The 26199-nt window shown below is 69.3% G+C and carries 24 protein-coding genes and 1 tRNA gene; 10 read left to right on the forward strand and 15 right to left on the reverse strand.

What is annotated here, in order from left to right:
• Nucleotides 1–10 precede the first annotated feature (10 nt).
• The 3 genes from hutI to hutH are packed head-to-tail and all read right to left on the reverse strand — an operon-like array spanning nucleotide 11 to nucleotide 4324.
• Nucleotides 11–1159 (reverse strand): imidazolonepropionase, encoded by a 1149-nt coding sequence (hutI, locus tag AC3ANJ_RS13210; protein ID WP_488316693.1) that lies wholly within the window; start codon nucleotides 1157–1159, stop codon nucleotides 11–13.
• Nucleotides 1156–2799 carry a urocanate hydratase gene (gene hutU, locus AC3ANJ_RS13215; RefSeq protein ID WP_488316694.1) on the reverse strand — a complete coding sequence of 548 codons (1644 nt, stop codon included), beginning with the start codon at nucleotides 2797–2799 and terminating at the stop codon, nucleotides 1156–1158. Before hutU ends, hutI begins: the two co-directional genes overlap by 4 nt.
• Nucleotides 2789–4324: a histidine ammonia-lyase gene (hutH, locus tag AC3ANJ_RS13220; protein ID WP_488316695.1), complete on the reverse strand. Its 1536-nt coding sequence runs from the start codon at nucleotides 4322–4324 to the stop codon at nucleotides 2789–2791. The genes hutU and hutH overlap by 11 nt, the downstream gene beginning before the upstream one ends.
• Nucleotides 4325–4377: 53 nt before the next feature.
• Here hutH and AC3ANJ_RS13225 point away from each other — a divergent pair, with 53 nt between their 5' ends.
• Nucleotides 4378–5160 (forward strand): IclR family transcriptional regulator, encoded by a 783-nt coding sequence (locus AC3ANJ_RS13225; protein ID WP_488316696.1) that lies wholly within the window; start codon nucleotides 4378–4380, stop codon nucleotides 5158–5160.
• 14 nt (nucleotides 5161–5174) lie between these two features.
• Here AC3ANJ_RS13225 and AC3ANJ_RS13230 read toward each other — a convergent pair whose 3' ends face one another.
• Nucleotides 5175–5309 carry a hypothetical protein gene (locus tag AC3ANJ_RS13230; RefSeq protein WP_406249404.1) on the reverse strand — a complete coding sequence of 45 codons (135 nt, stop codon included), beginning with the start codon at nucleotides 5307–5309 and terminating at the stop codon, nucleotides 5175–5177.
• Nucleotides 5310–5478: 169 nt separating this feature from the next.
• Here AC3ANJ_RS13230 and AC3ANJ_RS13235 point away from each other — a divergent pair, with 169 nt between their 5' ends.
• Both AC3ANJ_RS13235 and AC3ANJ_RS13240 read left to right on the forward strand, forming a co-directional pair.
• Nucleotides 5479–6327: a hypothetical protein gene (locus tag AC3ANJ_RS13235; RefSeq protein WP_488316697.1), complete on the forward strand. Its 849-nt coding sequence runs from the start codon at nucleotides 5479–5481 to the stop codon at nucleotides 6325–6327.
• 21 nt (nucleotides 6328–6348) lie between these two features.
• The gene (locus AC3ANJ_RS13240) at nucleotides 6349–7269 is read left to right on the forward strand and encodes an AEC family transporter (RefSeq protein ID WP_488316698.1); all 921 of its coding nucleotides are present in this window, start codon (nucleotides 6349–6351) and stop codon (nucleotides 7267–7269) included.
• Nucleotides 7270–7282: 13 nt separating this feature from the next.
• On the opposite strand, the gene cydB is transcribed toward AC3ANJ_RS13240, so the two are convergent.
• Both cydB and AC3ANJ_RS13250 read right to left on the reverse strand, forming a co-directional pair.
• Nucleotides 7283–8320 (reverse strand): cytochrome d ubiquinol oxidase subunit II, encoded by a 1038-nt coding sequence (gene cydB, locus AC3ANJ_RS13245; protein WP_488316699.1) that lies wholly within the window; start codon nucleotides 8318–8320, stop codon nucleotides 7283–7285.
• Between the two features lie 27 nt (nucleotides 8321–8347).
• Complete coding sequence (locus AC3ANJ_RS13250; protein ID WP_488316700.1) at nucleotides 8348–9937, reverse strand: cytochrome ubiquinol oxidase subunit I; 1590 nt, start codon at nucleotides 9935–9937, stop codon at nucleotides 8348–8350.
• Nucleotides 9938–10083: 146 nt separating this feature from the next.
• Here AC3ANJ_RS13250 and AC3ANJ_RS13255 point away from each other — a divergent pair, with 146 nt between their 5' ends.
• Nucleotides 10084–10440 (forward strand): BlaI/MecI/CopY family transcriptional regulator, encoded by a 357-nt coding sequence (locus AC3ANJ_RS13255; protein ID WP_488316701.1) that lies wholly within the window; start codon nucleotides 10084–10086, stop codon nucleotides 10438–10440.
• 10 nt (nucleotides 10441–10450) lie between these two features.
• Entirely contained in the window at nucleotides 10451–11266 is an 816-nt protein-coding gene (locus tag AC3ANJ_RS13260; RefSeq protein ID WP_488316702.1) for a M56 family metallopeptidase, read from the forward strand.
• A 27-nt stretch (nucleotides 11267–11293) separates the two neighbouring features.
• On the opposite strand, the gene cydC is transcribed toward AC3ANJ_RS13260, so the two are convergent.
• Entirely contained in the window at nucleotides 11294–14683 is a 3390-nt protein-coding gene (gene cydC, locus AC3ANJ_RS13265; protein ID WP_488316703.1) for a thiol reductant ABC exporter subunit CydC, read from the reverse strand.
• Nucleotides 14684–14761: 78 nt separating this feature from the next.
• Here cydC and AC3ANJ_RS13270 point away from each other — a divergent pair, with 78 nt between their 5' ends.
• Nucleotides 14762–15361 (forward strand): short chain dehydrogenase, encoded by a 600-nt coding sequence (locus AC3ANJ_RS13270; protein ID WP_488316704.1) that lies wholly within the window; start codon nucleotides 14762–14764, stop codon nucleotides 15359–15361.
• 48 nt (nucleotides 15362–15409) lie between these two features.
• Here the strand turns inward: AC3ANJ_RS13270 and AC3ANJ_RS13275 are convergent.
• From AC3ANJ_RS13275 to galU, 4 genes are all read right to left on the reverse strand, one after another.
• Nucleotides 15410–15482 (reverse strand) — tRNA-Ala (locus tag AC3ANJ_RS13275).
• A gap of 51 nt (nucleotides 15483–15533) precedes the next feature.
• A complete protein-coding gene (locus tag AC3ANJ_RS13280; protein ID WP_488316705.1) occupies nucleotides 15534–16385 on the reverse strand; it encodes a hypothetical protein in 852 nt (283 codons plus the stop codon).
• A gap of 75 nt (nucleotides 16386–16460) precedes the next feature.
• Complete coding sequence (locus tag AC3ANJ_RS13285) at nucleotides 16461–17090, reverse strand: GNAT family N-acetyltransferase (RefSeq protein WP_488316706.1); 630 nt, start codon at nucleotides 17088–17090, stop codon at nucleotides 16461–16463.
• Between the two features lie 20 nt (nucleotides 17091–17110).
• A complete protein-coding gene (galU, locus tag AC3ANJ_RS13290) occupies nucleotides 17111–17998 on the reverse strand; it encodes a UTP--glucose-1-phosphate uridylyltransferase GalU (RefSeq protein ID WP_488316707.1) in 888 nt (295 codons plus the stop codon).
• A gap of 60 nt (nucleotides 17999–18058) precedes the next feature.
• Here galU and AC3ANJ_RS13295 point away from each other — a divergent pair, with 60 nt between their 5' ends.
• Genes AC3ANJ_RS13295 through mscL form a run of 3 tightly spaced genes read left to right on the forward strand, consistent with a single transcriptional unit; the run spans nucleotide 18059 to nucleotide 19364 of the window.
• A complete protein-coding gene (locus AC3ANJ_RS13295; protein ID WP_488316708.1) occupies nucleotides 18059–18655 on the forward strand; it encodes a 5-formyltetrahydrofolate cyclo-ligase in 597 nt (198 codons plus the stop codon).
• 15 nt (nucleotides 18656–18670) lie between these two features.
• Nucleotides 18671–18943 (forward strand): FmdB family zinc ribbon protein, encoded by a 273-nt coding sequence (locus AC3ANJ_RS13300; RefSeq protein WP_488316709.1) that lies wholly within the window; start codon nucleotides 18671–18673, stop codon nucleotides 18941–18943.
• Nucleotides 18944–18971: 28 nt separating this feature from the next.
• The gene (gene mscL / locus AC3ANJ_RS13305) at nucleotides 18972–19364 is read left to right on the forward strand and encodes a large conductance mechanosensitive channel protein MscL (RefSeq protein WP_406249390.1); all 393 of its coding nucleotides are present in this window, start codon (nucleotides 18972–18974) and stop codon (nucleotides 19362–19364) included.
• 96 nt (nucleotides 19365–19460) lie between these two features.
• On the opposite strand, the gene AC3ANJ_RS13310 is transcribed toward mscL, so the two are convergent.
• Together AC3ANJ_RS13310 and AC3ANJ_RS13315 are read right to left on the reverse strand one after the other, a co-directional pair.
• The gene (locus AC3ANJ_RS13310) at nucleotides 19461–19646 is read right to left on the reverse strand and encodes a hypothetical protein (RefSeq protein WP_488316710.1); all 186 of its coding nucleotides are present in this window, start codon (nucleotides 19644–19646) and stop codon (nucleotides 19461–19463) included.
• Nucleotides 19639–23349: an AAA family ATPase gene (locus AC3ANJ_RS13315; protein ID WP_488316711.1), complete on the reverse strand. Its 3711-nt coding sequence runs from the start codon at nucleotides 23347–23349 to the stop codon at nucleotides 19639–19641. The genes AC3ANJ_RS13310 and AC3ANJ_RS13315 overlap by 8 nt, the downstream gene beginning before the upstream one ends.
• Before the next feature lie 191 nt (nucleotides 23350–23540).
• Between AC3ANJ_RS13315 and AC3ANJ_RS13320 the strand changes: the two genes are divergently transcribed.
• The gene (locus tag AC3ANJ_RS13320; RefSeq protein WP_488316712.1) at nucleotides 23541–24074 is read left to right on the forward strand and encodes a methylated-DNA--[protein]-cysteine S-methyltransferase; all 534 of its coding nucleotides are present in this window, start codon (nucleotides 23541–23543) and stop codon (nucleotides 24072–24074) included.
• Between the two features lie 73 nt (nucleotides 24075–24147).
• On the opposite strand, the gene AC3ANJ_RS13325 is transcribed toward AC3ANJ_RS13320, so the two are convergent.
• Both AC3ANJ_RS13325 and AC3ANJ_RS13330 read right to left on the reverse strand, forming a co-directional pair.
• The gene (locus tag AC3ANJ_RS13325; protein ID WP_488316713.1) at nucleotides 24148–25782 is read right to left on the reverse strand and encodes a solute symporter family protein; all 1635 of its coding nucleotides are present in this window, start codon (nucleotides 25780–25782) and stop codon (nucleotides 24148–24150) included.
• Entirely contained in the window at nucleotides 25779–26126 is a 348-nt protein-coding gene (locus AC3ANJ_RS13330; RefSeq protein WP_488316714.1) for a DUF485 domain-containing protein, read from the reverse strand. Before AC3ANJ_RS13330 ends, AC3ANJ_RS13325 begins: the two co-directional genes overlap by 4 nt.
• Nucleotides 26127–26199 lie beyond the last annotated feature (73 nt).

Here is a 26199-nt window from a genome sequence, read left to right on the forward strand (position 1 = left end):
AAGGACGGCGTCAGCGGACGCGCGCGCCGTCCTTCCAGACCGCGGCCACCAGCGGAACCCCCGGTCGATACGCCAGGTGGATGCTGGTGGGAGCGTCGAGCAGCACGACATCGGCCCTCATCCCCGCAGCGACGGATCCGATGTCGTCGCGCCGCAGCGCCTTCGCGCCGCCGGCGGTCGCCGCCCATACCGCCTCGGTCGGCGTCATTCCCATGTCGCGCACCGCGACCGCGATGCAGAACGGCATCGAACTGGTGAAGCTCGACCCGGGATTCGTGTCGCACGCGAGAGCCACGGTGACACCCGCGTCGATCAGGCGCCGCGCGTCCGGATACGGCTGCCGGGTGGAGAACTCCACGCCCGGCAGCAGCGTCAGCACGGTGTCGGATGCCGCGAGGGCAGCGACATCGTCATCGGTGAGGTACGTGCCGTGATCGACGGATGCCGCGCCCAACTCGACCGCGAGGCTGACGCCCTCACCAGGGCCCAGTTGACTGGCATGAACGCGCGGCATGAGACCGCGGGCGATGCCGGCCTCCAGCACGCGACGGGACTGCGCGACCGTGAACGCGCCGGTTTCGCAGAACACGTCGACCCAGCGGGAATGGGGAGCCGCGGCATCCAGCATGGGGCCGACCACCAGGTCGACGTACTCATCCGCGCGTTCCGCGTACTCGGCCGGCACGACGTGCGCGCCCAGGAACGTGACCTCCGGCGTGACCTCGGCGGCGAGTCGGACGAGGCGCCCCTCGTCCGCCACGCTCAGCCCATAGCCGCTCTTGATCTCGACCGTCGTCGTGCCCTGGGCGAGCATCTCGTCGAGGAATCCGCGCAGCCGCGCGCGCAGCTCGTCGTCCGTTGCGGCGCGCGTCGCCGCGACCGTTGAGCGGATCCCGCCGGCGGCATATTTCTGCCCGGCCATGCGCGCCTCGAACTCGGCAGCGCGGTCGCCCGCGAACACGAGGTGGCTGTGGCTGTCCACGAAACCCGGGATGACCGCCCGTCCCGCGGCATCCACGATGTCGGCGGCAGAAGGCGCTTCGGCTGCGGAGCCGACCCAGGAGATGCGGTCGCCGTCGATCAGGACGGCGGCGTCGCGCAGCGGGCCGTCGCCAACGTTGGTCGTCAGCTCGCCGATGTTCGTGAGGAGAGTGCTCACAGCATCGGCACTTTCAGGCCGCGCTCGCGGGCGACGTCACGGGCGTGCTCGTAACCGGCATCCACGTGGCGCATGACCCCGGTCCCCGGATCGTTGGTCAGCACCCGCGCGAGCTTCTCGGCGGCGAGCGCCGAGCCGTCGGCCACTGTCACCTGCCCTGCGTGGATCGAGCGACCGATCCCGACACCGCCGCCGTGGTGCAGAGACACCCACGAAGCGCCGGAAGCCGTGTTCAGTAGGGCGTTCAACAGCGGCCAGTCCGCGATCGCGTCCGAGCCGTCCTTCATGGCCTCCGTCTCCCGGTACGGCGATGCCACGGACCCCGCATCAAGGTGGTCGCGGCCGATCACGATCGGCGCCGACAGTTCGCCCGAGGCGACCATCTCGTTGAACTTCAGCCCTGCGAGGTGGCGCTCCTGGTAGCCCAGCCAGCAGATGCGGGCCGGCAGCCCCTCGAAGTGGACCTTCTCGCCTGCCTTGTCGAGCCAGCGGTGCAGCGCGGCATCCTCGGGGAAGAGCTCGGCGATCGCGCGATCGGTCTTGCGGATGTCCTCCGGGTCACCCGAGAGGGCGGCCCAGCGGAACGGCCCACGACCTTCCTCGAACTGTGGGCGGATGTACGCCGGCACGAAGCCCGGGAACGCGAACGCGCGGTCGAAGCCGCCGAGCTGCGCCTCGGCTCGGATCGAGTTGCCGTAGTCGAAGACGGCCGCTCCGGCATCCTGGAACGCGACCATCGCCGCCACGTGCGCGGCCATGGATTCGCGCGCACGCCGCGTGAAGCCGTCAGGATCCCTGGACGCCTCGGTCCTCCAGTCCTCGAACGCGACGTCTCGCGGGAGATAGGCGAGCGGGTCGTGCGCGCTGGTCTGATCGGTGACGATGTCGATCGGCACGCCGCGGCGCAGCAGCTCGGGGAACACCTCGGCGGCGTTGCCGACGACTCCGACGGAAAGTGCCTCGCCGGCATCCTTGGCGGCGAGAACGCGTGCGATACCGGCATCCAGATCGGTCGTGTACTCGTCCAGGTAGCCGTGCGCGACCCGACGCTCCAGGCGCGATTCATCGACGTCGACGATCAGCACGGCGCCGTCGTTCATCGTGACGGCGAGCGGCTGCGCGCCGCCCATTCCGCCGGCACCGCCGGTCAGGGTCAGTGTGCCCCGGAGCGACTCGCGATCGAGCGAACGGGCCACGGCGGCGAACGTCTCATAAGTGCCCTGCAGGATGCCCTGCGTGCCGATGTAGATCCAGCTGCCCGCTGTCATCTGGCCGTACATGATCAGGCCGAGCTCCTCGAGGCGGCGGAACTCGGGCCAGTTCGCCCAGTCGCCGACGAGGTTCGAGTTCGCGATGAGCACCCGAGGCGCCCACTCGTGCGTGCGGAACACACCGACCGGCTTGCCCGACTGCACGAGCAGCGTCTCGTCGGGCTCCAGTTCGTCGAGCGTCCGCACGATCGCGTCGTACGCCTCCCAGCTGCGTGCCGCGCGTCCGGTGCCGCCGTACACGACGAGATCCTCCGGGTGCTCGGCGACTTCGGGGTCGAGGTTGTTCATCAGCATCCGCTTGGCCGCCTCGGCGCCCCAGCTCTTGGCGGTGCGCTGGTTGCCGCGCGGCGCCCTGATCTCACGAGACATGTGCGTGCTCCTCTGCAGTGCGGGCGACGGTGCCCGATCGGACGAGTTCCGTGACCGCCTCCATGTCGGGCGACAGGAAGCGGTCGGGGCCCGGACCATCGGCGACGGTGCGCACGAGATCGCGGACGGCGCCGGTCGCGGGTCCAGCCTGCATCGGCGCACGCAGGTCGAGAGCACGGGCGCCGGTGAGGATCTCGATCGCGAGCACCCGGGTCAGCCCGTCGATCGCGCGGCGCAGCTTGCGCGCCGCCGACCAGCCCATCGAGACGTGGTCCTCCTGCATCGCGGACGACGGAATGGAGTCGACGGATGCCGGAACGGCCAGGCGCTTGAGCTCGGAGACGATGCCGGCGGCGGCGTACTGCGCGATCATCAGGCCGGAGTCCACGCCCACCTCGTGCGCGAGGAACGGCGGGAGGCCGTGGCTGCGGGCGGGGTCGAGGGCGCGGTCGGTGCGGCGCTCGGACACGCTCGCGACATCGGCGACCGAGATCGCGAGGAAGTCGAGGACCGCCGCGACAGGAGCGCCATGGAAGTTGCCATTGGACTCGATTCTGCCGTCCAGCGTGATCACCGGATTGTCGATGACGCTGGCGAGCTCGCGCGCCGCGATCGTCGCGGCGTACCCGGCGGTGTCGCGCGCGGCGCCGTGCACCTGCGGCGAGCAGCGCAGTGAATAGGCGTCCTGGACGCGGCCGTCCTCCGGGCCCTTGTGGCTGGCGACGATCGGCGAGCCGGCGAGGAACGCCCGCAGGTTCGCGGCGGAGGCCGCCTGGCCGGACTGCGGGCGCAGCGCCATGAGGTCGGCCGCGAACACGGCATCCGTTCCGAACTGGCTCTCCACCGACATCGCGGCGGCGACGTCGGCCGTGGTCAGCAGGACCTCCAGGTCGTGCAGCGCGAGCGCCAGCATCCCGAGCATCCCGTCGGTTCCGTTGATGAGAGCCAGGCCTTCCTTCTCCTCCAGGACCAGCGGCGCGATTCCGGCGTGCGCGAGCGCCTCGGATGCCGGGACGAGACCGGCGTCGGTGCGCACGTCGCCCTCCCCCATCGCGGCGAGCGCGATGTGCGCGAGCGGAGCGAGGTCGCCGGAGCAGCCGAGCGATCCGTACTCGCGGACGACGGGGACGATGCCCGCGTTCAGCAGAGCCGCGTAGGTCTCGGCGACGATCGGTCGCACGCCGGTACGACCCGACGCGAGGGTCTGCAGACGCAGCAGCTGGAGCCCTCGGACGACCTCGCGCTCGACCTCGGCGCCCGTGCCTGCCGCGTGCGAGCGGATCAGGCTCGCCTGCAGCTGCCGACGGCGGTCGGCGGCGATGAAGGTCGTGGCGAGAGCGCCGAATCCAGTGGAGACGCCGTAGTGCGGGTTCGGGTCCGCGGCGAGCGCGTCGACGATGCCGCGGGACTCGGCGACGCGGTCGAGGGCCGCCGGGTCCAGTTCGACCGGTGCGCCGCGGCGCGCGACGGCGACGACCTCGGCGATCGTGAGGGGTGCGGCTCCGATGGTGACGTACGTGCTCATGATCCTGATTCCACACCTCGGACACGTCGTGCGACACCGGTTCGTGCCATCATGTGTCTGTGATCCCAGACAACCGGACCGAAAGCGGGCCTCAGGTTCCCGCAGCGGATCAGACGCTGCGGATCCTGCGGCATCTCGCCGGTCGCCCGGCTCCCGTCGCGGCATCCGCGATCGCCCGCGATCTGGATCTGCCTCGGTCGACCGTCTACCACCTGCTCACGACGCTCGCCGCGCACGGGTTCGTGCTGCATCTGCGCGAGGAGCGGCGCTGGAGCCTCGGCACCGCGGCCTCCGAGCTCGCCGGCGGCTTCGCGCGACAGCAGCCGCTGGCCCGGCTCGGCAGACCGCTCGTGGCGGCGCTCGCCGACAGCCTGGGTGAAAGCACGCACCTCGCGGTCATGAGCGGATCGGATGTCGTCTACATCGTCGAGGAGCGCGCGCCGCGGCGCCCGGCGCTGGTGACCGAGGTCGGGGTCCGCCTGCCGGCGCACCTCACCGCGACCGGGCGCGCGATGCTCGCCACGCTCCCCCGCGAGCAGGTGCGGGCGCTGTATCCCGACCGCTCGGCTTTTCCGACGCGCGCCGACGCCGCACCTTCGACACCGGCGCAACTGCGCGAACTGCTCCGCGAAATCCGGGCGCGCGGGTACGCGGTCGAGAACGGCGAGGTCACGCCTGGGCTGCGCTCGGTCGGCGCCGCGGTGCACGATGCCGCCGGGTGGCCGATCGCCGCGGTTGCGGCGACCTGGTCGACGGGCGCAGGGCCCGATGAGCAGGTCGCCGCAACCGCTGTCGCCGCGACGGCGTCCGCATTGGAGCGCCGTCTGCGGCGATGAGGCCGCCGTTCGACTCAGCCGGACGCGCCCTTGCGCGGCTTGAGGAACGCGGCCGGCTCCTGCTTCTCTCGCTTCACTGCTCTCTTCTCCTTGAGAGACAGCTTCGGCGCCTTCTTCCCATCGCGTGCGTGCGGTGACTTGCCTGACATGTGAACTCGCTTCCCCCTCTTTGGATGGCGGGTGTAACCACTGACCATAGCCGGTTGCCCACGGAAGTCAAATTACCTGCTGAACGGGAAATTTATTGTATGAACCTGCGCATCCGGTACGGCTGGGAACTGTGATCGGGAGTGCGTCCGGGCGGCATAGCGTGCGGCCATGACAGCACAGACATCCGAGTGGTGGCAGGACGGCCCGGTCTTCTCGACGTCGCGTCGCGGCAGTCGGATCGTCGCGGTCGCACCGGATGCCGAGATCCCCCGGCTGGGATGGATTCACGTCCTGGTGCTGCTGCTCGGCTCTGTCCTGTGCGGCGTCTGCGTGACGATCGTGCTGCCGGTCAGCCTGCCGCCGTTGCTGGCGGTTCCCGGCTGGAGCGCCTGGAACCTGATCTGGTGGATTCCGCTCGCGCTCGGAGCCGCATGGGTGCTCATCTTGCTGGTGCCGGTCACGTACGCGCTCTTCGAAGACGACTTCGGCCGGTCCGCTTCGATCGGAGTCCGGGCCGCGACGACCGTGGTGAGCGCGGGTCTCGCGATCGCACTGAACGTCTGGTCCGTGCCGGTCGGCGAGCACTCCGAGTCATTCATCGCCGACCTCATGCCCTTGCTGCGGTGGGGGGCCGCCGGTGCGGCCGCGGTGGCCGCGTGCACCGCGACGCTGCTGCTCCTCGGCATCCATGGTGTCCGCCGGGAGATCGCCCGGATCCTGCTCCTGCGCGAAGACGCGCGGCGCGTCGCCGGCGAGATCGTGACGGTCCCGGACCCGAAGACGTGGATCCTGGAGCGCCCGCAGTTCCGAGTCGGAGTGCAGTTCTACGACGGCGCGGCGCCACGCACGATCGATGCGTGGATGAGCACGTCACCCGATCGCGTTCCGGTGCCCGGATCCGGTGTGCTCGTCTACCTCGGCGGTACGACGCATATCGAAGTGGATCCGGATGGCCCGATGACCTTCTCGAGCGACGTTTCGCGTTACAGAGCGCCGTCCGGCGGCGGCGGGAACTGACCCGCGCGCTACGCTCGGAACGTGCTCGATACTCTCACCGGATTCGCCGTCGTGGGGGTCGCGATCGCCGTCGGCTATGTCATCGGCCGCATCGATCTGCTCGGAGAGCACGCCAGGCACGTCCTCGGGCGCCTCACCTTCTTCGTGCTCTCCCCGTTCCTGCTGTTCACCGTGCTGGCGCAGGCGGACGCGAAGGTGCTGTTCTCGTCCCTGCTGCCCGTTTCGGCGATCGCGGCCGTCCTCGTGATCGCCGTCTATGCCCTGGTCGCGAGGTTCGCTTGGAAGCGGAACGTGGGCGAGACCGTCATCGGCGCGCTGTCGGCCGGGCAGGTGAACTCCAACAACATCGGCATCCCCCTGTCGCTGTATCTGCTGGGCAGCGCAGCGTACCCTGCGCCGGTGATCCTCCTGCAGCTGCTCATCTTCACGCCGATCTCGCTGGCCATCCTGGATGCCGTGACCAGCGCGAAGACCTCGGTGTGGCGCATGATGGCGCGGACGGCGACCAACCCGATCATCCTGGGATCCGCACTCGGGACGCTCGTCTCGGTGCTCGACATCGATCTGCCGGCGATCGTGATGGAGCCGGCCCTCCTGTTGGCGAACGCGTGCGTGCCCGTGCTGCTGATCAGCTACGGCATCTCGCTGTTCGGGCAGCGCGTGCTCGGCGCCTCGGGGCGACGACGCGATGTCCTGCTCGCGTCGACGCTCAAGCTGCTCGTGATGCCGGTGCTCGCCTGGGTCTTCGCGCAGTTCGTGTTCGGACTCACCGCGCACGAGGTGCTCATCGTCGTCGTGCTGGCGGCCCTGCCCACAGCGCAGAACGTGTTCAACTACTCGCAGCGCTACGACATCGGCGAAGCGATCTCCCGTGACACGGTGTTCATCACGACGATCGGATGCGTGCCTGTGCTGCTGCTGGCGACGTTCGTGCTGGGGTAGCGGGCCGGCCGGATCAGGATGCCCGCAGCACCGCCGGAAGCACGATGTGCGCCTCAGGGATCATGCCAGGGGTCACCCGGTTGCGGAAGATCCAGTAGCTCCACGCCTGGTAGGCCAGAATCACCGGCAGCGCGACCACGGCGACCACCGTCATGACGCCGAGCGTGTAGGCGCTGTTCGATGCGTTCCAGACGGTCAGGTCGAAAGCGGAATCGACGGTCGAGGGCAGCACGAGCGGGAACATCCCCGCGAACACGGCCCCGGCACCGAACAGGCCGAAGCCGGCGTAGCCGATGAACGCCCAGCCTTCACGACGGCGGCGGGCGGCGATCCAGCCGACCGCTGCGCCGACGACGGCGAGCACGATGAACGTCCAGGCCAGCACGCTGCCACCGTGTGCGAGCTGCACCCAGATGGCCCAGGCCGCGGCCGGCACGAGGCACAGCGGGGCCCAGGCGGCGGCGAACCGCCCGGCGCGTTCGCGCACCGGTCCGTCCGCCTTGAGGCCCAGGAACGTGGCCGAATGGGCGAGCGAGAAACCGACCACCGCGAGACCGCCCAGGATGGCGGGCACCGTGAGCCAGACGAACGGGCCGCCGACGCGGTCGCCGTTCGCATTGATCGGCAGTCCGAGCGACGTCAGCGCCAGCGCGGCGCCGATGCAGAACGCCACGACGAGCGAGCCGAGGCCGATCATCCACGTCCAGAAGGTGCGCCACCGCTCGGTGTGGATCTTGCCGCGGTACTCGATGCCGACCGCCCGCACGATCAACCCGACCAGAGTGATCGTCAGCGGAAGGTACAGCGTCGAGAACAGCGAGGCGTACCAGGCGGGGAACGCCGCGAAGATCGCGGCCCCCGCCGTGATCAGCCACACCTCGTTGCCGTCCCAGACCGGACCGATCGTGTTGAGCATGACGCGGCGGTCTCGCTCCGAGCGCGTCGAGAAGATCATGTGCATGCCGACACCGAGGTCGAAGCCCTCGAGCAGCAGGTAGCCGATCCACAACACGGCGATCGCGATGAACCAGACGACGGGAAGCGGTTCCATGGTCATTCCTCTCGATGCGGATCGGTATCAGTAGGCGAAGGCGAGCACGTCGCCTCGCTTGTCGTCGGAGTCGCCACCGGTGCCGTCGTCATCGGCATCGGTGTGGGCGAGTTCGGGCATGGACGCCGCGACCCCACCGCGGATGTACTTCGTCATGAGGAACAGTTCGATCACGAGCATCACGCCGTACACGGCCGTCAGCGTGATGACGGAGAAGAGCATCTCCCCCGCGGTGACGCCCGGGGACACGGCCGCGGCGGTGAACATGAAGACGCCGTCGATGCCGGTGGCATCCGGATTCGGCGCGACCACGAACGGCTGTCGGCCCATCTCCGTGAAGATCCAGCCTGCGATGTTGGCCGCGAACGGCGCGACGATGCCGAGAAGGGCCAGCCGCATGATCCACGGTGAGCGCATGACCGTTCCCTTGCGGGTCAGCCACAGGGCGATCACGGCGCCGGCCGCGACGATGCCGCCGAGCCCGATCATCAGACGGAAGCCCCAATACGTCACCCACATGACCGGCACGTACTCGACCTCGCTGCCGGCGCGGTCGCCGTACAGTTCATCGTCCGGGATCGTCTCGCCGTACTGGTTCACGTACTCCGGCTCGAGGTCGCTGATGCCGGGCATCTCGGCGCCCCACTCCCCTGTGCCGAGGAACCCGAGCACGCCGGGGATCTCGATGAGCGTGATGACATCCGCGCAGTCGCGCGACCCGGGGTCGCCGAGGGAGAGCACTGAGAACGCCGATCCGGTGTGGCAGGCGGCCTCAGCGGCGGCCATCTTCATCGGCTGCTGCTCGTACATCAGCTTGCCCTGGATGTCGCCGGTGGCGACGGTGCCGGCGAAGCCGAGGATCGCGACAACGGCGCCGAACCGCAGCGACCAGATCCAGACTCCGTGATCCTTCCGGTCGCGCCCTGGGACGGCATCCGCTGCTCCGACGACGACCCGGCCCTTCTCATCCACGGTGTCGATGCCGTCCTGACGGCGGCGCCACAGGTGGTACCAGGAGATGCCGATCAGGAACATGCCCGCCACGACGAGCGCGCCGAGGATCGTGTGCGCATATGCGGCGAGCGCCGTGTTGTTGGTGAGCACGGCCCACACGTCGGTCATGACCGGACGACCGTCCTCGCCGAGCTCGACACCGACCGGATGCTGCATCCACGAGTTGGCGACGATGATGAAGTAGGCCGAGATCCACGATCCGATGACTGCGCACCACAGCGCCATGAGGTGCAGCCCCTTGCGTAGACGCCCCCATCCGAAGATCCAGATGCCGAGGAAGGTGGACTCCACGAAGAACGCGAGCAGCCCCTCCATGGCCAGCGGGGCGCCGAAGACGTCGCCGACGAACCGGGAGTACTCGCTCCACGCCATGCCGAACTGGAACTCCTGCACGAGCCCGGTGGCCACACCGACGATGAAGTTGATCAGGTAGACCTTGCCCCAGAACTTGGTCATCCGCAGGAACTTCTCGTCCCCGGTGCGCACCCACATCGACTGCATGATGGCGACGGACATGCCGAGCCCGAGCGTGAGAGGCACCATCAGGAAGTGGTACACGGTCGTGATGCCGAACTGCCATCTGGCGATGTCGAGAACGTCCACTGCTGGTCTCCTTCGCAGAGCTTTGCCCACCGGATCATTCGAATTCTACACTTCGTAGAACTTCTTCGACAGAGCATAGAACAAATTCGACTCGAGGTAGAATAGAACCGGCCGTGGGAAACCCCGCCGCGGCCGAGGAGGTTGAGATGGGAACTCTCGGAGAACTCGAACGCGCCGTCATGGATGCGATCTGGGATGCAGAGACGCCGGTCACGGCCTACGACGTGAAGGAGCATCTCGATGCAGAAGGTCGCGCACTCGCCGTGACGACCCTGCTCACTGTGCTCTCGCGCCTGGAGAAGAAGGGCTTCGTCGCGTCCGACCGCTCGGCCAGGCCGCACCGCTACACCGCGGTCGCCTCGCGTGCGGATCACGTCGCCGAGCTCATGCACTCGGTCCTCGGCGACGCGGGCGACCGCACCGCTGTCCTGGAGCGATTCGTCGGCGGCGTCTCCCCGGAGGACGCCGCGGTCCTGCGCCAGCTCCTCTCCGGCGCAGCCTGATCGCTGAACCATGGCCCTGCTGTCCGCCGTGAGCGATGAGGCGCTCGTCGGCGCGCTCGTGATCCCGCATGGGGTCGTCGTCGCGGCCGCGATCTTCCTCGGAACCGCCGCGATCGCGTTGGCCTGGCCGGTTCCGGTCGCGCTCTCGCGGGCATCCTGGCCGATGCGGATGCCGGTCATCGCCCTGCTGCTCTGGCAGGCGATCGGTCTCGCCGGAGGCCTGTCGATGATCGGCGCCCTCGCGCTCGCGGGGTACTCCGTGGCTCCTCGCCATCCCTGGCTCGCCCTGATCCCCGCCGCCGCCTTCACCGTCTACCTCCTGGCGCACCTCGCCGTCACGGTCGTGCAGGTGACACGCCAGCGCCATCGCCATCTCGCCCTGCTGGATCTGCTGACGTCGCCGCATCCGACCCGCGCACGCACGCGCGTGATCGACGACGCGGTACCGGTGGCGTACTGCCTGCCCCACGGCGCCCGGTCGGTGACGGTGCTGTCCCAGGGACTGCTGGACCGCCTGGATGCCGATGAGCTCGTCGCCGTGATCGCCCACGAACGCGCGCACGTCGAGCAGCGCCACGACCTTCTCCTGCTGGCGTTCCGCGCCTGGCGGTCGGCGCTTCCGTGGTTCCCCATCGCCGCACGTGCCGAGGCGGAAGTCGCCGCGCTCGTCGAGATGCTCGCCGACGATCATGCCAGGCGCGAAGTGCGCGACGAGGTGCTCGCGCGTGCGATCCTCGCGGTCGGGGCGAGCGGTGTGCCAGGCTCCGAGCGCGTGGTCTCGGGGTCGACGCGCGTGAGTGACCGGTTCCGCCGACTGGCCGCCTGAGCTCTCCCGCTCAACGAGCGAAGAAAGTCACCGCGCGAGAGTCACCACGTCATCCCCCGGCATCCGGTCGCCGGCGCGGTGCGACACGAGCAGCACCACACGATCGGCCGTCGCCGCACGCACGTCGTCCATCATCGCGGCCGCGGTCGGCTCATCCAGATGCGCGGTCGGCTCGTCGAGCAGGATCACGTCGGCCCTGGTCAGCAGCGCCCGCGCCACGGCGAGCCGCTGACGCTCCCCTCCGGACAGCGCCGATCCACCGGGTCCGACGCGCGTGTCGAGCCCGTCGGCCAGCCCTTCGAGCAGCGGACCCAGACCCGCGCGCACGAGCGAGGACCGCATGGCGTCGTCGTCCGGGACATCCGTCCGCGTGCGCGCCAGCATGAGGTTCCCGCGCAGCGTCGAGTCGAAGACGTACGCGTCCTGCGGGCACCAGGCCACGCGGTCCCGCCACGCGCGCTCTTCGAGGTGCGTGATGGACACGCCGTCCGCGATGACCGCCCCCTGCTCGACGGGAAGCGCACCCATCACAGCGGACAGCACGGTCGACTTCCCTGATCCGGACGGACCGGCCAGCACGAGCCACCTTCCGCGCCGCGCCGTACCGCGGACGTCGGCCACCGCCGGATGCCGCGCCCCCGGGTAGCGGATCGTGACGTCGTCCAGCGCGAGTTCGTCGATTCCGGCATCCGGAGCGCCGGTGCCCCAGGCGGGTGCCGGAGCCGGCTGCAGGATCGGCCCCAGGCGCGCCAGCAGCGCGCGCAGCGCCGGAACCCGCTGCGCAGCCGCCACGAGCCCCGTGAGGGGTTCGATCAGCGCGAGAGCGAGCAGGGCGACGACCGACGCGCTTTCGGCGGGCACGTGCGGCGACAGCGGCGCGACGAGGACGGCCAGCACGGCGACCGCACCGGTCACCAGCGCGGATCCGAGCCCGGCGGACCAGGCGGCTCGACGCTCGGCCGCCGCGAGCCCAGTGGACGCGGCATCCAGGAGCTCCAGCGCCGCCGGAGCGGTGCCGTTGCCGCGCAGATCGTCTGCGGCCGCCGTCAGCGCGGCGGTTCCCCGCACGATCTCGGAGCGGGCGGCGACGCGCGCAGCCCCTGCGCCGCGCTCCGTCCGGATCGCCACAACGGATGCCGTGATCACCGCGAGCACCAGCACGAGCGCGACGAGCAGGGTCAGGTGCGGCGTCACGAATCCGGTCGTGACGATCGCTGCCACCACGACCAGCGCTCCGGCGCCGATCGGCGGCAGCACTCGCGGCAGCTGATCGCGCAGGTCGTCGGCGAGCGTGACCAGGTAGTCCAGCGGCGCACCGCCTTCGAGGAGGCGCCGAGAGCCGGCCCCTCGGGCAGCGATCGACCCCCACAGCCGCAGCCGCAGCGCATCGACCACCTGGAACGCCGCCCGGTGCGTCACGAGGCGCTCGGCGTACCGCCCGACCGCACGGCCGATGCCGAACGCGCGCACGCCGACGATGGCGACCAGGAGGTACATGATGTACTCCTCGATGCTCGCCCGCACGATGAGCCATCCTGAAACGGCGGTCAGCGCGATGCCGAGACCTGCTGCGAGTGCCGCGAGCAGCACGGAGGCGACCCAGACCCAGCGATGCGGACGCAGCAGGGCGCGCAGAGTGAGCGCGTGCGGCGCCGGAGGGGTCGCATTCGGCCGCTTCGCGCTCTCCGAGACGGCCACTCGCGCCATCTCCCGCAGTGCGGCGCCGTCGGCCGCACCGGAAGGGGTCTCCTGTGGTCGCGTCGCGCTCTCCGAGGCGACCACCCGCGCCACCTCCCGATCGGATGCCGCGGCGACCGCCCCCGCGACGGGCAGCCCGACCGCGATCTCGGCGGTCGCCATCGCGAGCGTCTCGGACTCATGGCTGGCGAGCACGATCACGCAGCGATCGGCTCGGCGCAGGATCGCCGCGCGCACGAGATCGGCCGCGGCCCTGTCGAGATGCGCCGTCGGCTCGTCGAGAACGAGCAGTCGGGCCCCGGCATCCACTCGGGCGAGCGCCCTGGCCACCGCGAGTCGGCGCTGCTCCCCCGGACTCAGCTCGGCGACCGCCGCATCCGCCAGCGTCGCGAGCCCGACCTCATCCAGATCGGAGTCCCCGGCGCCGTAGAGCGCGAGCTCCTCCCTCGGCGTCGCGGCGAACGCACGAGGCGCCTGCGGCGCCCACCCCACGGCATCCGGCGCCACGCCCACGACGCGGCCGTCGATCTCGGCATCCGCGGGGAGGACGCCGGCGAGCGCCGCGAGCAGCGTCGACTTGCCGGCACCGCTGGGGCCGGTGATCGCGGTGATGCCGCGCAGCTCGGCGTCGACGGCATCCAGCGCGGGGCGCTCGCGTCCGGCGTAGCGGACCGAGAGCGACTCGATCCGGATCGCACCGGCGGCTGATGAACGCACGTCCGCGCCGGCACTGCGTCCGAGCAGCGCCCGCGCCCGATCCAGCACGGACAGGCCGTCCTGCGACGCGTGGAAGGCTGTGCCCACCTCGCGCAGCGCCGTGAAGCACTCGGGGGCGAGGATCAGCGCCAGCAGCGCCGGCTCGAGTTGCATGGTGCCGTTCAGAAGCCGCAGCCCCAGGAAGACCGCGACGATCGCGACCGAGATGGTGGCGATCAGCTCGAGCGCGAGCGCGGACAGGAACGCCCAGCGCAGCGTCTCCTCGGTGCGGACGCGGTAGCGCGCCTGGATGTCGTCGAGCGCTCTGGTCTGGTCGACGACGCGTCCGAGACCGACGAGGACCGGGAGCCCACGCGCGAGCTCGGTGAGATGGTCGGCGAGTCGGGTGAGGGCCGACAGCGCGGCGTCCGTGCGCTGCTGCGTGTGCTGGCCGATGAGGATCATGAACAGCGGCACGAGCGGCACGGTCAGCACGATCACCAGTGCGCTGAGCCAATCGGCCCCGAGGATGCGCAGCCCGACGATCAGCGGTACCACTGCAGCCGAGATCACCGCGGGAATGGTCTGGACGAAGTAGTCGTCCAGATCGTCGAGGCCGTCTGCGGTGAGGACCGCGATTCCGCCGCCCGTCACGTCGCCGTCGGCGATGCGACGCCACAGGCGCCGGCGCAGGTCGCGCTTGACAACGGTGGCGACGCGCCGTGCCAGCACCGACGTCGCCCATTCGCCGCCGGCCCTCAGCAGCGCACCGAGGAGCCCGAGCACGAGGATGAGCCGCACCTCGCCCGCGTCGAGCCCTCCGCCGGCGAGTGCGCTGATCCCCCGAGCGACGGCTTCGGCGATCAGCACCAGGCCGAGGGCACGCGCTGCCGCGAGCACACCGAGTCCGTACAGCGAACGCCGCGGCACGGCCGACAGGTCAGGCCGACGGAATCCTGGCGCCTTCGCAGCCCGCTCGGCCTCGAGCACCCACGGATCGTTCGGGATCTCAGCTCGGCTCACCCTTGAATTCTACAATGCGTAGAAGTACCGCATGACCCGTTCCGATGAGAGGCTGGACGAAAACGCAAGGAGCAGCTCGTGCCTCAGAACATCCTCGTCATCGGCGCCTCCGGCCTCATCGGTTCGGCGGTCGCAGACGCTCTCGAAGACCGTGGACACCGGGTGATCCGCGCGTCGCGCAGCACCGGAGAGCGCGTCGACATCCGTGACGCCGATTCGATCGCAGGTCTTCTCCAGCGCGTCGGCCCGTTGGATGCCGTGGTCAGCGCCGTCGGATCGGTGCCGTTCAAACCGGTCAGCGAGCTGACGCTCGAGGACTTCCGTGCGGGCTTCGAAGACAAGACGCTCGGCCAGATCTCGGTGGCGACGATCGCCGCCTCGCACCTCCGCGACGGCGGATCCGTCACGGTCACCACCGGCATCCTCGACGGCCGACCCGTCCCGACCGGCGCCGCGGCCTCCGTCGCGAACGGCGCGCTCAACGCCTACGTCCGCGCTGCGGCGCCCTACCTGCCGCGCGGCCTGCGCATCAATGCCATCAGCCCCAACGTGCTGCTCGAAGCACCGGGCTACCACGCCAGCTTCCCCGGGTTCACGCCGGTCGCCGCCGCGGACGTCGCCAGAGCGTACGTCGACGTGATCGAGGGCGACGAGACGGGCACTGTCATCTCGGTATGAGAATGACGAAGCCCCTCCGAGTCTGCACTCGGAGGGGCTTCGGTTCGGTGGACCTAAGGGGATTCGAACCCCTGACCTCCTCGATGCGAACGAGGCGCGCTACCAACTGCGCCATAGGCCCGTGAACCTCCGTTAGATTATCACGATCTTCGGGGTCCGATTCTCCACCGACTCAGCCGGCGGCCCGACGCGCGAGCAGCTGGCGGACGTGATCCTCGATCTCGGCGTCATCCACGAAGCCCATGCGGGAGTACGGAGAATCCACTGCGGCCGGCGCTTCGCGCGGCGCGAGCCGCACGGGTTCCTCCGGCGCCATGGTCGCTGCACGCTCGCGCAGCTCGGCAAGACGCGCTGCGCGCCGCAGCTCTTCCTTCGCCTCGATCTCGGCTCGCGCGACCTGCGCACGGGATCCGGCCAGCGACGTCAGCGGCTCGGGCAGCGGCCGCGGCGTCCAGGATGCGGTGCCCTGATCATGCAGCGGCGGCGAGAAGCGAGGAGCCGCCGCCTCCACGACGACTGCGGGTCGTCGCGCAGCGCGGGAGGCGACGCGCGCCATCCGCTGCAGGACCATGATCGCCGTCACAGCGATCACTCCGCCGATCCAGGCCAGTCCCTGCGCGCCGGTCGTCAGGATCTGCCACACGCCCACCCCGGCGACGGCGAGCCCGACGAGCAGCACGGCGAGGGCTGCCACACGCACCCGTCGGCGTGCGCGCGCCTGCTGCAGGGCAGGATCCGCCTGCGCCACGGCGAGTTCCTCGCGCAGGCGCACGAGTTCGGCCGCTTCCTTCTCGGACTGCACGCGCTTGGCGAGCTTCTGCTGAGCGAGCGCGGTGCGGGCGTTGAGCTCGAGACGAACTTCATCCGGCGTCTCGCTGGTCTCGGCGAGGATACGCAGCGCCTGGTTCAGCCGAACGGCGTTCCGCTCAGAGGCGTTGTACTGGTAGCGCCCGCGCCAGCTCGGCAGCAGATACAGCATCCACAGGAGCACGGCGACGAGGACGATCACGCCCCCACTCAGCACCGGCCCATCCATACGCTCAACGGTAAGGGCACCGGCACCCGCCGCCGCGGACGACGAGCGCGTGTCGCCCGCGAATCAGATCGACAGTCGATCAGCCGGTGGGATCGCCGCGGCATCCTGTGGCACCTGACCGTCGACCCAGCGGGCGAGCACGCCGCGCGGGACGTCTTCTCTGGTCAGCGCGAACGCGTAGTGGTCGCGCCAGTCCCCATCGATGTGGATGTACTTGCGACGCAGCCCTTCGTACCGGAATCCGAGCTTCTGCACGACGCGCAGGCTCGCGGCGTTCTCGGGACGGATGCAGATCTCCATGCGGTGCAATCCGTACTCGGTGAAGCTCGCGTCGGTCGCCAGCGCCACAGCGGTCGGGGTGATGCCGCGCCCCGCGAAGCGCTCGCTGACCCAGTAGCCGATCGTCGCCGAGCAGAGCGATCCGCGAGAGATCCCCCAGATGTTGAGCTGTCCGGCGATCTCGCCGTCGTACAGCATGACGAAGGGATAGCCGGCGCCGTCACGGTACTGCTGCAGGAGGCGACGGATGCCGACGCGCATGTCGAACGACGCGGTACCGTTCGGGATCGTCGCCTCCCAGCGCTGCAGCCAGGATCGGTTGCTCAGCAGCTCCTGCTGCAGGGCACGCGCGTCACGGGTACGGACGAGCCGAAGCTCCACCTTGCCGTGCCGGTGCCCCGCCAGCAGTTCCATCGCACGCCTCGCTTCGCGGCCTAGAGGCGCTCTGCGAACTCCTTCAACCACGGCCGCAGGTCTGCGCCCAGGTCGTCGCGATCGGTGGCGAGCTGCACGATCGCCTTGATGTAGTCGACACGGTCGCCGGTGTCGTAGCGACGCCCGCGGAAGATCACGCCGACGACGCCGGGGCCGCCGTCGCGCGTGGCCAGCTCCTGCAGCGCGTCGGTCAGCTGGATCTCGTTGCCCTTGCCCGGCTCAGTGTGCTCGAGGACCTCGAAGATGCTGGCCGGCAGTACGTAGCGTCCGATGATCGCGAGGTTCGACGGGGCGTCCTCCTGCGCGGGCTTCTCGACGAGGTCGGTGACGCGCACGACGTCGTCACGATCAGTCGTCTCGACCGCTGCCGCACCGTACATGTGGATGCTGGCCGGGTCGACCTCCATCAGCGCGATGACCGCGGCGCCGGTGGCCTCGTGGACCTCGAGCATCGTGGTCAGCAGCGCGTCGCGCTCGTCGATCAGGTCGTCGCCGAGCAGCACGGCGAACGAGCTGTCACCGACGTGCGCTTTGGCGCGCAGCACCGCATGGCCGAGACCCTTGGGCTCGCCCTGGCGGACGAAGTGGATGTCGGCGAGATCGCTGGACTGGACGACGCGGGCGAGACGTCCCGTGTCGCCCTTCTCCATCAGCTTGACCTCGAGCTCGGGGACGGAGTCGAAGTGGTTCGAGATGGCGTTCTTGTTGCGCCCGATGATCACCAGGATGTCATCGATACCGGCGGCTGCCGCCTCTTCCACCACGTACTGGATCGCGGGCTTGTCAACGACGGGCAGCATCTCTTTGGGCATCGCCTTGGTCGCCGGGAGGAACCGTGTCCCCAGTCCGGCGGCCGGAATGACGGCCTTGATCTTGTGTTTCGCCATTGGGCCAGCTTAGCGGGCGGCCCTGACAGCTCTTGGAAGCGGCCGTCTAGACTCGGAAACATGTCGAACGACATCGAGCACGCCAAGCGGGCCCTGCGCGCCGAGCTCCGCGAGCGACGGCAGCTCCTCTCCGACGCGCAGCGGGACGCCGCGGCATCCGCCATCGCCGACCGTCTCGACGAACTCGTGGCGGCGCACGGCGCGCGCTCGATCTCGTGCTTCCTGTCCACGACGACAGAACCGGGCACACGCGAGTTCGTCGCGAGAGCAGTGCAGCGCGGCATCCGGGTGCTCCTGCCCGTGACACGAGCCGACGGCCTGCTCGACTGGGCGGTCGCCGACGACTCCGCCGAGGTCTCGGAAGGGCTCTTCGGCCTTCCGGAGCCGACCGGCGAGGTGCTCGGCCCCATCGCCGTCAACGACGTGGACCTCATGATCATCCCCGCGGCGGCCGTCGACGAGACCGGAATGCGGCTCGGCTGGGGTCGCGGCTACTTCGACAAGACCATCGGCTCCATGGAGAAATGCCCGCCTGTCTACGCGGTGATCTATGATTCCGAGGTACTCGAATCCCTTCCGCGGGAGGTGCACGATCAGCCCGTCACGGGCGTCGTGACCCCCACCCGGACACTCACGCTGTCGCCATCGCGACGCTGATTCAAGGAAACAGCAATGCCCACCTATGCCTACGCCTGCACGCAGTGCGGCCACCAGTTCGACGCCGTCCAGAGCTTCTCGGACGCCACCCTCACGGCCTGCCCGGAGTGCGGTGGGGCCCTGCGCAAGCAGTACGGATCGATCGGCGTCACCTTCAACGGCTCCGGCTTCTACCGCACCGACTCGCGCAGCGGGAGTGGTGCGAAATCCGAATCATCGGCATCATCGAAGTCGGAATCGTCGACGAGCGCCAAACCGGCTCCCGCGGCGGCTCCGGCCTCGAGCTGAGGCCCGAACTGAAAAAGGGGGGATCCTCGTGATCCAGGGATTCAAAGAGTTCATTCTCCGCGGCAACGTGATCGATCTCGCGGTCGCGGTGGTCATCGGCGCCGCGTTCACCGCCATCGTGAACGTCCTCGTCGAGCAGCTGATCAATCCGCTGCTCGGTCTGCTGTTCAACGCCGAGAGCCTGAACACGGCGCTCGTGCTCACGGTCGGCGAGGCGAAGTTCGGCTTCGGCGCCATCCTCGCTGCGATCATCAACTTCCTCGCCGTCGCCGCCATCGTGTACTTCGTGTTCGTGTTCCCGATGAACAAGTTCAAGGAGCGTGCCGAAGCGAAGAAGGGCACGCCGGAAGAGGAGCCTGCAGCGGCGACGGAAACGGAGCTGCTCACCGAGATCCGCGACCTTCTCGCCACCCGCGCCTGACTCGTCTTCGAGAGGGCAGTTCGGCACGGTTGATCGCGCGCGGTCTTCCCGTGCTGAACTGCCTTCTCGGCGCAAGTCGAGCGAAAAGAAGCGCGCTCAGTAGTGCGGCGGGACATCCTGGCGCAGGCGCGCGTCGTTCGGGCCCTGGTCCGTCGCCGGAGCGGATGCCGCGGCATCCTTCGTCGCCACGTCCGGGGACGGATCCGTATCCGGTGCGGGCGTCAGGCGCGCGCGGCGGGATCCGGCGACCCGCTCGACGCGCTGACGGGGTTCGTCAGACATCGCCCCGCTCGATCGGCTGGGTGTCCTGGTCGACGCGCTGCGTCTCGGCCGAGATGCCGAGCACCTCGGCGATGCGGTTCGCGGCGGTCGCAGGATCGCTGTAGAGGTCGAACGCGTGCACGCGCACGTAGTGCCAGCCCAATCGGCGCAGCACGTTCGGGCGCAGGCGCAGGGACTCGCGCAGCGACTCCCCTCGCGACTCGGGGTCCGATTCGATGACGACCGCACGGCCGTTGTGCTGCGCGACGAGCGGCAGCAGGCCTCGGTAGTCGACATCGACGGATGCCCCGGCACGGCGCAGCTCGCGTGCGAGCGCCAGCGTGAGCGGGTCGGCGAGGTCCTCGAGGCGGGCCTCGCGCGAGCGCGCGGCGAGACCACCGAGGATCGACATCAGCGTGGCGGCGCCGTGCTCCAGGCGCCCGTCGTCGAAGGCCGATGGACGGATGGAGGACACCAGCACCATCGAACGACGGGCCCGCGTCATGCCGACGGTCAGCAGGCGCTCGCCATCCGCTGTGGACAGGTCGCCGAAGTCGCTCAGCACGCGGCCGTGCTTGGTGAGTCCGTACCCGAGCGAGAAGATCACGCGGTCGCGGCTCTCGGCGACGGACTCCTCGAGCGTGAGCACCGCGAAAGGCTCGGCGGTGTCCCGCGAGACGAAAGCGGTCACATCGCTGCGTCCGGCGAACGCATTCGTCACGGCGGCGCGGACGCGCTCGGCGTGCCGGGTGCTCGCGGTGACCACCATGAGCGATTCGGTCGGTCGATGCACCGCGTGCTCGACGACGAGGGTCACGACGCGCGACACCTCGGCATCCGGACTCTCGACGGCACCGGAGACGGGATCCGGCGTTCCGACGCCGCCCTCGACGTAATCGACCGTGAGGCTGCCTCGGCCGAGGTACGACCCGGCCCAGGGCAGCGATTCGATCTCTCCGCCGTAGAACGCGTCGTTGATGAGCTCGGCGAGATCCTCTCCCCCGGCGCGATAGCTCTTGGTCAGCGTCGCCACCGGGAGCAGCTCGGCAAGGCGCTCGAACACCGAGACCGAGTCGAACGCGACCTCCGGCTCCCAGTCCTCTTCGCCGGCCACAGCGACGCGGAAGGGCGTCGGCTTCTGCGTGACCGGATCTCCGAAGGCGACCACCTGACGAGCGCGTCGGATCGCGGGCGCTGCTTCGGCGAGGTTGATCGCCGCGGCATCCACCAGCAGCACCGTGTCGAACTCGACGCTGTCGGGGATCTCAGGCACCTGATACGGCGACGAGATCCACGCCGGAGCGAGGACGGACATCAAGGTCGGCGCTGCGCCGATGATCTCGGCGGTCGTCGGAACGCCCTGAGTGAGCGCTCGACGCAGATTCTGCGACTCGGTCGGCTCATCGACGATCGCGATCTTCCACTGGTTGGCCAGCTGCCATGCCAGCAGGGGTCCGGCCATCGCGGCATGCGCTTCGTCCACCAGCCGGAAGTCGCGCTCGAGGCGGTCGACGACAGCGGTGTTGGCACCGAGCAGTGCACGGTCGTCCTGCAGCGCGCGCTCGAGCAGCGACTGCCACCAGGCGAACTCGAGTTCGTCGGCCACGCGGCTCTCGGAGACGTGGCGCACCGACAGCTCTGCCAGCAGCGGCGCGAGCCCGAGCTTCGCGAGATCGCCGCGGATCGTGGCGCGCTCGACGAGGTTCTCGAACACGTCGGACTTCGCCGCGAGCCCGGCGAGCGTACGGACCAGGCGGGCGAGCGGCAGTGTGGCCAGCGGCTCACGGCGCCCGAGCGCGGCATCCAGTTCGGCGAGCTCGGCCTCCACACGCTGCCATGAGGCGTAGACGTCCGAGAGTCCCAGCGGGATCTCGGGTGCGACACCGGCTTCGACGAAACGCTGCCACTCGGTGCGCTGCTGCTGAATGCGCAGCAGCGCCTCGTGCATGTCGAGGATGTGCACACCGGGGCGCACGTACTCCTTGGCGAGCTTCTTCAGACGACGCCGATTCGCGCCGGACATGCCCGGGGCGTCGCGTCGCGATCCGTGCGCCTGGATCAGTTCGCCCAGCGGACGTTCGAAGACGGTCGGGCTGAAGCGGTCGAGAGAATCGCGCATCCCCTGCAGCAGACGCAGATACTCACCCAGTTCGTCGATCGTCGCGAACGGGCGCATCCGGGTCTGCGCGATGAGTTCGTAGCCGCGCTCGAGGAGCGCCGGGACGCTGGTCGAGTGCAGGCTGTCGGCGAGATCGTGCGCCGCACGCGCCGCCTCGGTGGTCTCGAACGTCACGCCGTACCAAGGCGAGTCGTCCGGCCCGAAGCGGAACTCGCCGAGCCGCGCTGCCTGCACGAGCTTCGCGGCAGCAGCGCTGCGGTCGCCGGCCAGCCTGGCGAGGGTCTCGGTGCCGAGACGGGCGGTGGTGGACGGCGGATGCTCGAGAGACGCCAGACGCGTCAGATGCCGCGTCGCGTCGAGCACGGATGCCCCCGTACCCGCGACCGGGTTGGTCAGCGCATGCCGATAGTCGCGCAGCACCGTGCGCAGCCGCACCAGGGCGTCATCGACCTCACCGGCCTTCGGCGCCTTGGCCTTCTCGTTGCGCCCGATCGCGTGCACGAGATCGCGACGGATCGAAGCCGGACTGATCGCGAGACTGTCCAGCCCGATGCCGTTCAGGCGATGCCGGACGCCATCCAGGGTGGACCGACGCGCCGAGACGACCAGCACGCGCTTTCCGGCGCGGATCAGCTCACCGAGCGCATTGATCACCGTCTGCGTCCCGCCGGTCCCCGGCAGGGTCGCGATCGCCATGGACTGCCCCGCCGCGATGCGAGCGAGCACGGCTTCCTGTTCGGAGTCGGCATCCAGCAGGAGGTTGTCGGATGCCGGGGCGCGATCATCCGGACCCGTGACGTTCGGTACAGGGCGCTCGGCCGCGAACCGCTCGCGATCGTCCACGTGGCCGGCCAGCGCGTTGAGCACCGGGTGGTCGAGATCACGGCTGTCGGCCGCCATCGCCGACGCCACGTCGGCGAACACCGAGACGACGAGTCGCGGCTGCACCGAGAAGGTGTCGATCGAACGGGTGAGACCCCGCAGGCTGTCGATCACCGGCTGCGGCTTGAAGATGCCACCGTCGTAGGCGAGCGCAGCCAGCGCATCGGCATCGATGGTGATTCCGAAATGCTCGCGGGCGATGCGCACGAGCTGCGGGTTGACCGAGAACGATCCCTGCAGCTTGAGCTCGAAGTCGGAGTGATGCCGGCGGATCGCGAGCGGACGCAGCAGCACGGGGGCGGAGAACTGCACGCCGCCGATCCGCCAGCCGGAGAGACCGACGGCCAGGTGGACGGCTTCGATCCCGCGGACGGTGCGCAGCTCGGTGTGCTTCGCCGTGATCCGCTCGGCGGCCAGTCGTGCCGTGCGCAGCCCCACTTCATCGCGGAAGAGATTGGACAGCAGCGTGGAGCGGCCGGTGATGAACTGCGGCAGGCTCCCCGGATGCGCCTTGGATATGTCGATGCCGCCCTCGACGCCGTCGTGATAGCGCACCAGCGGTGATGGTCCGCCGAGGTCGGCGGCCTCCGCCTTCAGACGGGCGCGCTCCGCTTCGGCGGCATGCGGAAGGTCGACGCCGGTCGACGACTCGCCCAGTGCGCCGAGCGTCACTGCGGCCGTCGTCTCCGCGTCATCCGCAGACTTGTCCGTTCGTCGCCACACATATCACAGACTAGGCCGCGCGCGGCAGGAGATCCTGTATGCCAGGCGGGTTTGCGCAGGATTGGTCCTCCGAGGACCGCGATCGGATGCCGCGACGACTCGCCCTGCACAGCCCGGCGCCTCTTCCGGGTTCTCCCCCGATCGCGGATTCTCCCTGTCCGCCTGTCGGCGAGGACGGGGAGGATGGAGCCATGAACTTCCGCTACGACTTCGTTCCGACTCCGCTGGGCGACGCCCTCGTCGTGCTCTCCGACGATGGCGTCGTGAGCTTCGACCTCTCCGAGGGGCAGGACCCGACCGTCCCCTGGTTGCTGGAGGGCGTCGCCCGGCGGCTGCGCACCGTGCCCGATCCCGACCCCGGCGCCGCCGACGAACTCGCCCACCTGGTGGCCGAGTACTTCGACGGCGCGCCGATCCGATTCGACGAGCACGTGCGGCTCGACTGGCGACTGATAGAGGGGTTCCACCGCGACGCGCTTCAGACGATCTGCGAGATCCCCTGGGGCGAGACGCTCGGGTACGGCGAGGTCGCCGTCCTCGCCGGGAGCCCCGGCGCGGCTCGCGCCGTGGGAACCGCCTGCCGGCTCACGCCGTTCTCGATCATCGTGCCGGTGCATCGCGTGGTCCGCGCAGACGGTTCGGTCGGTCAGTACGGCGCGCACCCCGAGCACAAGCGATACCTGATCGATCTCGAGGCGACAGCCGCGGCATCCACCACCGCGTGACGAGGACCCCGGCCGGTAGGCGGCCGGGGTCCTCGTCCATTCCTGCGCTCAGCGCATCAGCTCGTGCGCGGCCTCAGTGCTCGACCGCCTTCTCCGCTCCGAACCCGGTGAGCGAACGCACGTCCATCTCGGCCGCCAGTGCGCGGGATTCGACGGTCCGCGATGTGATCGTGCCGAGCCAGCCGAGCAGGAACCCGAGCGGGATCGAGACGATCCCCGGATTGTTCAGCGGCCAGATCGCGATGTCGATCGACGGGATCATCGCCGTCTCCGACCCCGAGAACACCGGCGACAGCACGATCAGCAGGATCGCCGAGCCGAGTCCTCCGTACATGCTCCACACCGCACCACGCGTGTTGAAACGGCGCCAGAACAGCGAGTACAGGATGGTCGGGAGGTTCGCCGACGCCGCGACCGCGAACGCCAGGGCGACGAGGAAGGCGATGTTCTGCCCCTGCGCACCGATGCCGCCCAGGATCGCCAGGATGCCGATCACGACGACCGTGCGACGTGCCACCTTCACCTCGGCGTCCGGGTCGGCATCCACAGGGCTGCCGTCCGCCTTCTTGCGTCCCTTCTGGATGACGTTCGCGTAGATGTCGTGCGCGAACGACGCCGCCGCTGTGATGGTGAGTCCGGCGACCACCGCCAGGATCGTGGCGAAGGCGACCGCCGAGATGAACCCGAGCAGCAGCGGACCGCCGAGGCGCTCGGCCAGAAGCGGCGCCGCCGAGTTCACGCCACCGGGTGCGGCGGCGATGACCTCGGGGCCGACCAGGGCGCCGGCGCCGTAACCGAGCACGAGGGTCAGCAGGTAGAACCCGCCGATGAGCCAGATGGCCCAGACGACCGAGCGGCGCGCCTCCTTCGCGGTGGGCACCGTGTAGAACCTCATCAGCACGTGCGGGAGACCGGCGGTGCCGAGCACGAGCGCCATGCCGAGGGAGAGGAAGTCCCACGGGTTCGCGCCGTACTGAAGCCCGGGCGCGAGAATCGCGTCGCCCTGAGGCGATGCCTCGACGGCCGACTCCAGCAGGGCGTTGATGCTGAAGCCGTTGAGCGCGAGCACCCAGATCGCCATCGCCAGAGCACCGGCGATGAGCAGGACGGCCTTGACGATCTGCACCCAGGTCGTGCCCTTCATACCGCCGATGAGCACGTAGACGATCATCAGTGCACCGACGACGGCGATCACGAGCGACTGCCCGATCTTGGCGTCGATGCCCAGCAGGAGCGAGACGAGGCCTCCGGCTCCCGCCATCTGCGCGAGCAGATAGAAGAAGCACACGGCGAGCGTCGTGATCGCCGCCGCCATGCGCACCGGACGCTGCTTCAGGCGGAACGAGAGGACGTCCGCCATGGTGAACTTTCCTGTATTGCGCATCAGTTCCGCAACCAGCAGAAGAGCGACGAGCCAGGCGACCAGGAATCCGATCGAATAGAGGAATCCATCGTATCCGTTGACGGCGATGGCACCGCAGATTCCGAGAAAGGACGCCGCGGACAGATAATCGCCGGCGATGGCGAAGCCGTTCTGAGGGCCGGTGAACGATCTTCCTGCCGCGTAGTAGTCCGCCGCGGTCTTGTTGTTGCGACTTGCACGGATCACGATGAACAGCGTCACCGCGACGAAAGCGGCGAAGATCGAGATGTTCAGAATGGGATTGTTCTCGGCCGTCGGCGCGGTCTCGAAGGGGATCAGATTCACGACCGGGCCTGCACCTTCTCGAGTTCGTCACGGATCTCGGCGGCGACCGGATCGAGCCGACGATTCGCGAATGACACGTACGCCATGGTGATCGCGAACGTGGACACGAATTGTCCGAGCCCGAACAGCAGACCGATCGTGATATCTCCCCATACGCGCTGCCCCATGAATTCGGGAGCGAAAGCGGCAAGCAGGACGTAGACGAAATACCAGATCAGAAAGAGCGCAGCCAACGGGAAGATGAAAGAGCGTTGCGTGCGTTTGAGCCCTTGGAACTTCGGCGATTCCTCGACGGCGATGTAGTCGATGGGTCCGGCCGATTCGCCTGGGATTCGGTCAGTCATGAGGCCTCCTTGCCACATGTGAGGGCCCACGCGGAGGCATCCGCGCGAGTGGTAGGGTCGACGCTACGAAACG

It is taken from the genome of Microbacterium sp. STRO-1N, from assembly GCF_057748015.1.

What these genes read in the sequence shown, in the direction of transcription:
- hutU (WP_488316694.1), bottom strand. Translation starts at nt 2,799, where the DNA reads ATGTCTCGTGAGATCAGGGCGCCGCGCGGCAACCAGCGCACCGCCAAG.
- hutH (WP_488316695.1), bottom strand. Translation starts at nt 4,324, where the DNA reads ATGAGCACGTACGTCACCATCGGAGCCGCACCCCTCACGATCGCCGAG.
- AC3ANJ_RS13230 (WP_406249404.1), bottom strand. Translation starts at nt 5,309, where the DNA reads ATGTCAGGCAAGTCACCGCACGCACGCGATGGGAAGAAGGCGCCGAAG.
- AC3ANJ_RS13235 (WP_488316697.1), top strand. Translation starts at nt 5,479, where the DNA reads ATGACAGCACAGACATCCGAGTGGTGGCAGGACGGCCCGGTCTTCTCG.
- cydB (WP_488316699.1), bottom strand. Translation starts at nt 8,320, where the DNA reads ATGGAACCGCTTCCCGTCGTCTGGTTCATCGCGATCGCCGTGTTGTGG.
- AC3ANJ_RS13255 (WP_488316701.1), top strand. Translation starts at nt 10,084, where the DNA reads ATGGGAACTCTCGGAGAACTCGAACGCGCCGTCATGGATGCGATCTGG.
- AC3ANJ_RS13260 (WP_488316702.1), top strand. Translation starts at nt 10,451, where the DNA reads ATGGCCCTGCTGTCCGCCGTGAGCGATGAGGCGCTCGTCGGCGCGCTC.
- AC3ANJ_RS13285 (WP_488316706.1), bottom strand. Translation starts at nt 17,090, where the DNA reads ATGGAACTGCTGGCGGGGCACCGGCACGGCAAGGTGGAGCTTCGGCTC.
- galU (WP_488316707.1), bottom strand. Translation starts at nt 17,998, where the DNA reads ATGGCGAAACACAAGATCAAGGCCGTCATTCCGGCCGCCGGACTGGGG.
- AC3ANJ_RS13295 (WP_488316708.1), top strand. Translation starts at nt 18,059, where the DNA reads ATGTCGAACGACATCGAGCACGCCAAGCGGGCCCTGCGCGCCGAGCTC.
- AC3ANJ_RS13300 (WP_488316709.1), top strand. Translation starts at nt 18,671, where the DNA reads ATGCCCACCTATGCCTACGCCTGCACGCAGTGCGGCCACCAGTTCGAC.
- AC3ANJ_RS13310 (WP_488316710.1), bottom strand. Translation starts at nt 19,646, where the DNA reads ATGTCTGACGAACCCCGTCAGCGCGTCGAGCGGGTCGCCGGATCCCGC.
- AC3ANJ_RS13320 (WP_488316712.1), top strand. Translation starts at nt 23,541, where the DNA reads ATGAACTTCCGCTACGACTTCGTTCCGACTCCGCTGGGCGACGCCCTC.
- AC3ANJ_RS13330 (WP_488316714.1), bottom strand. Translation starts at nt 26,126, where the DNA reads ATGACTGACCGAATCCCAGGCGAATCGGCCGGACCCATCGACTACATC.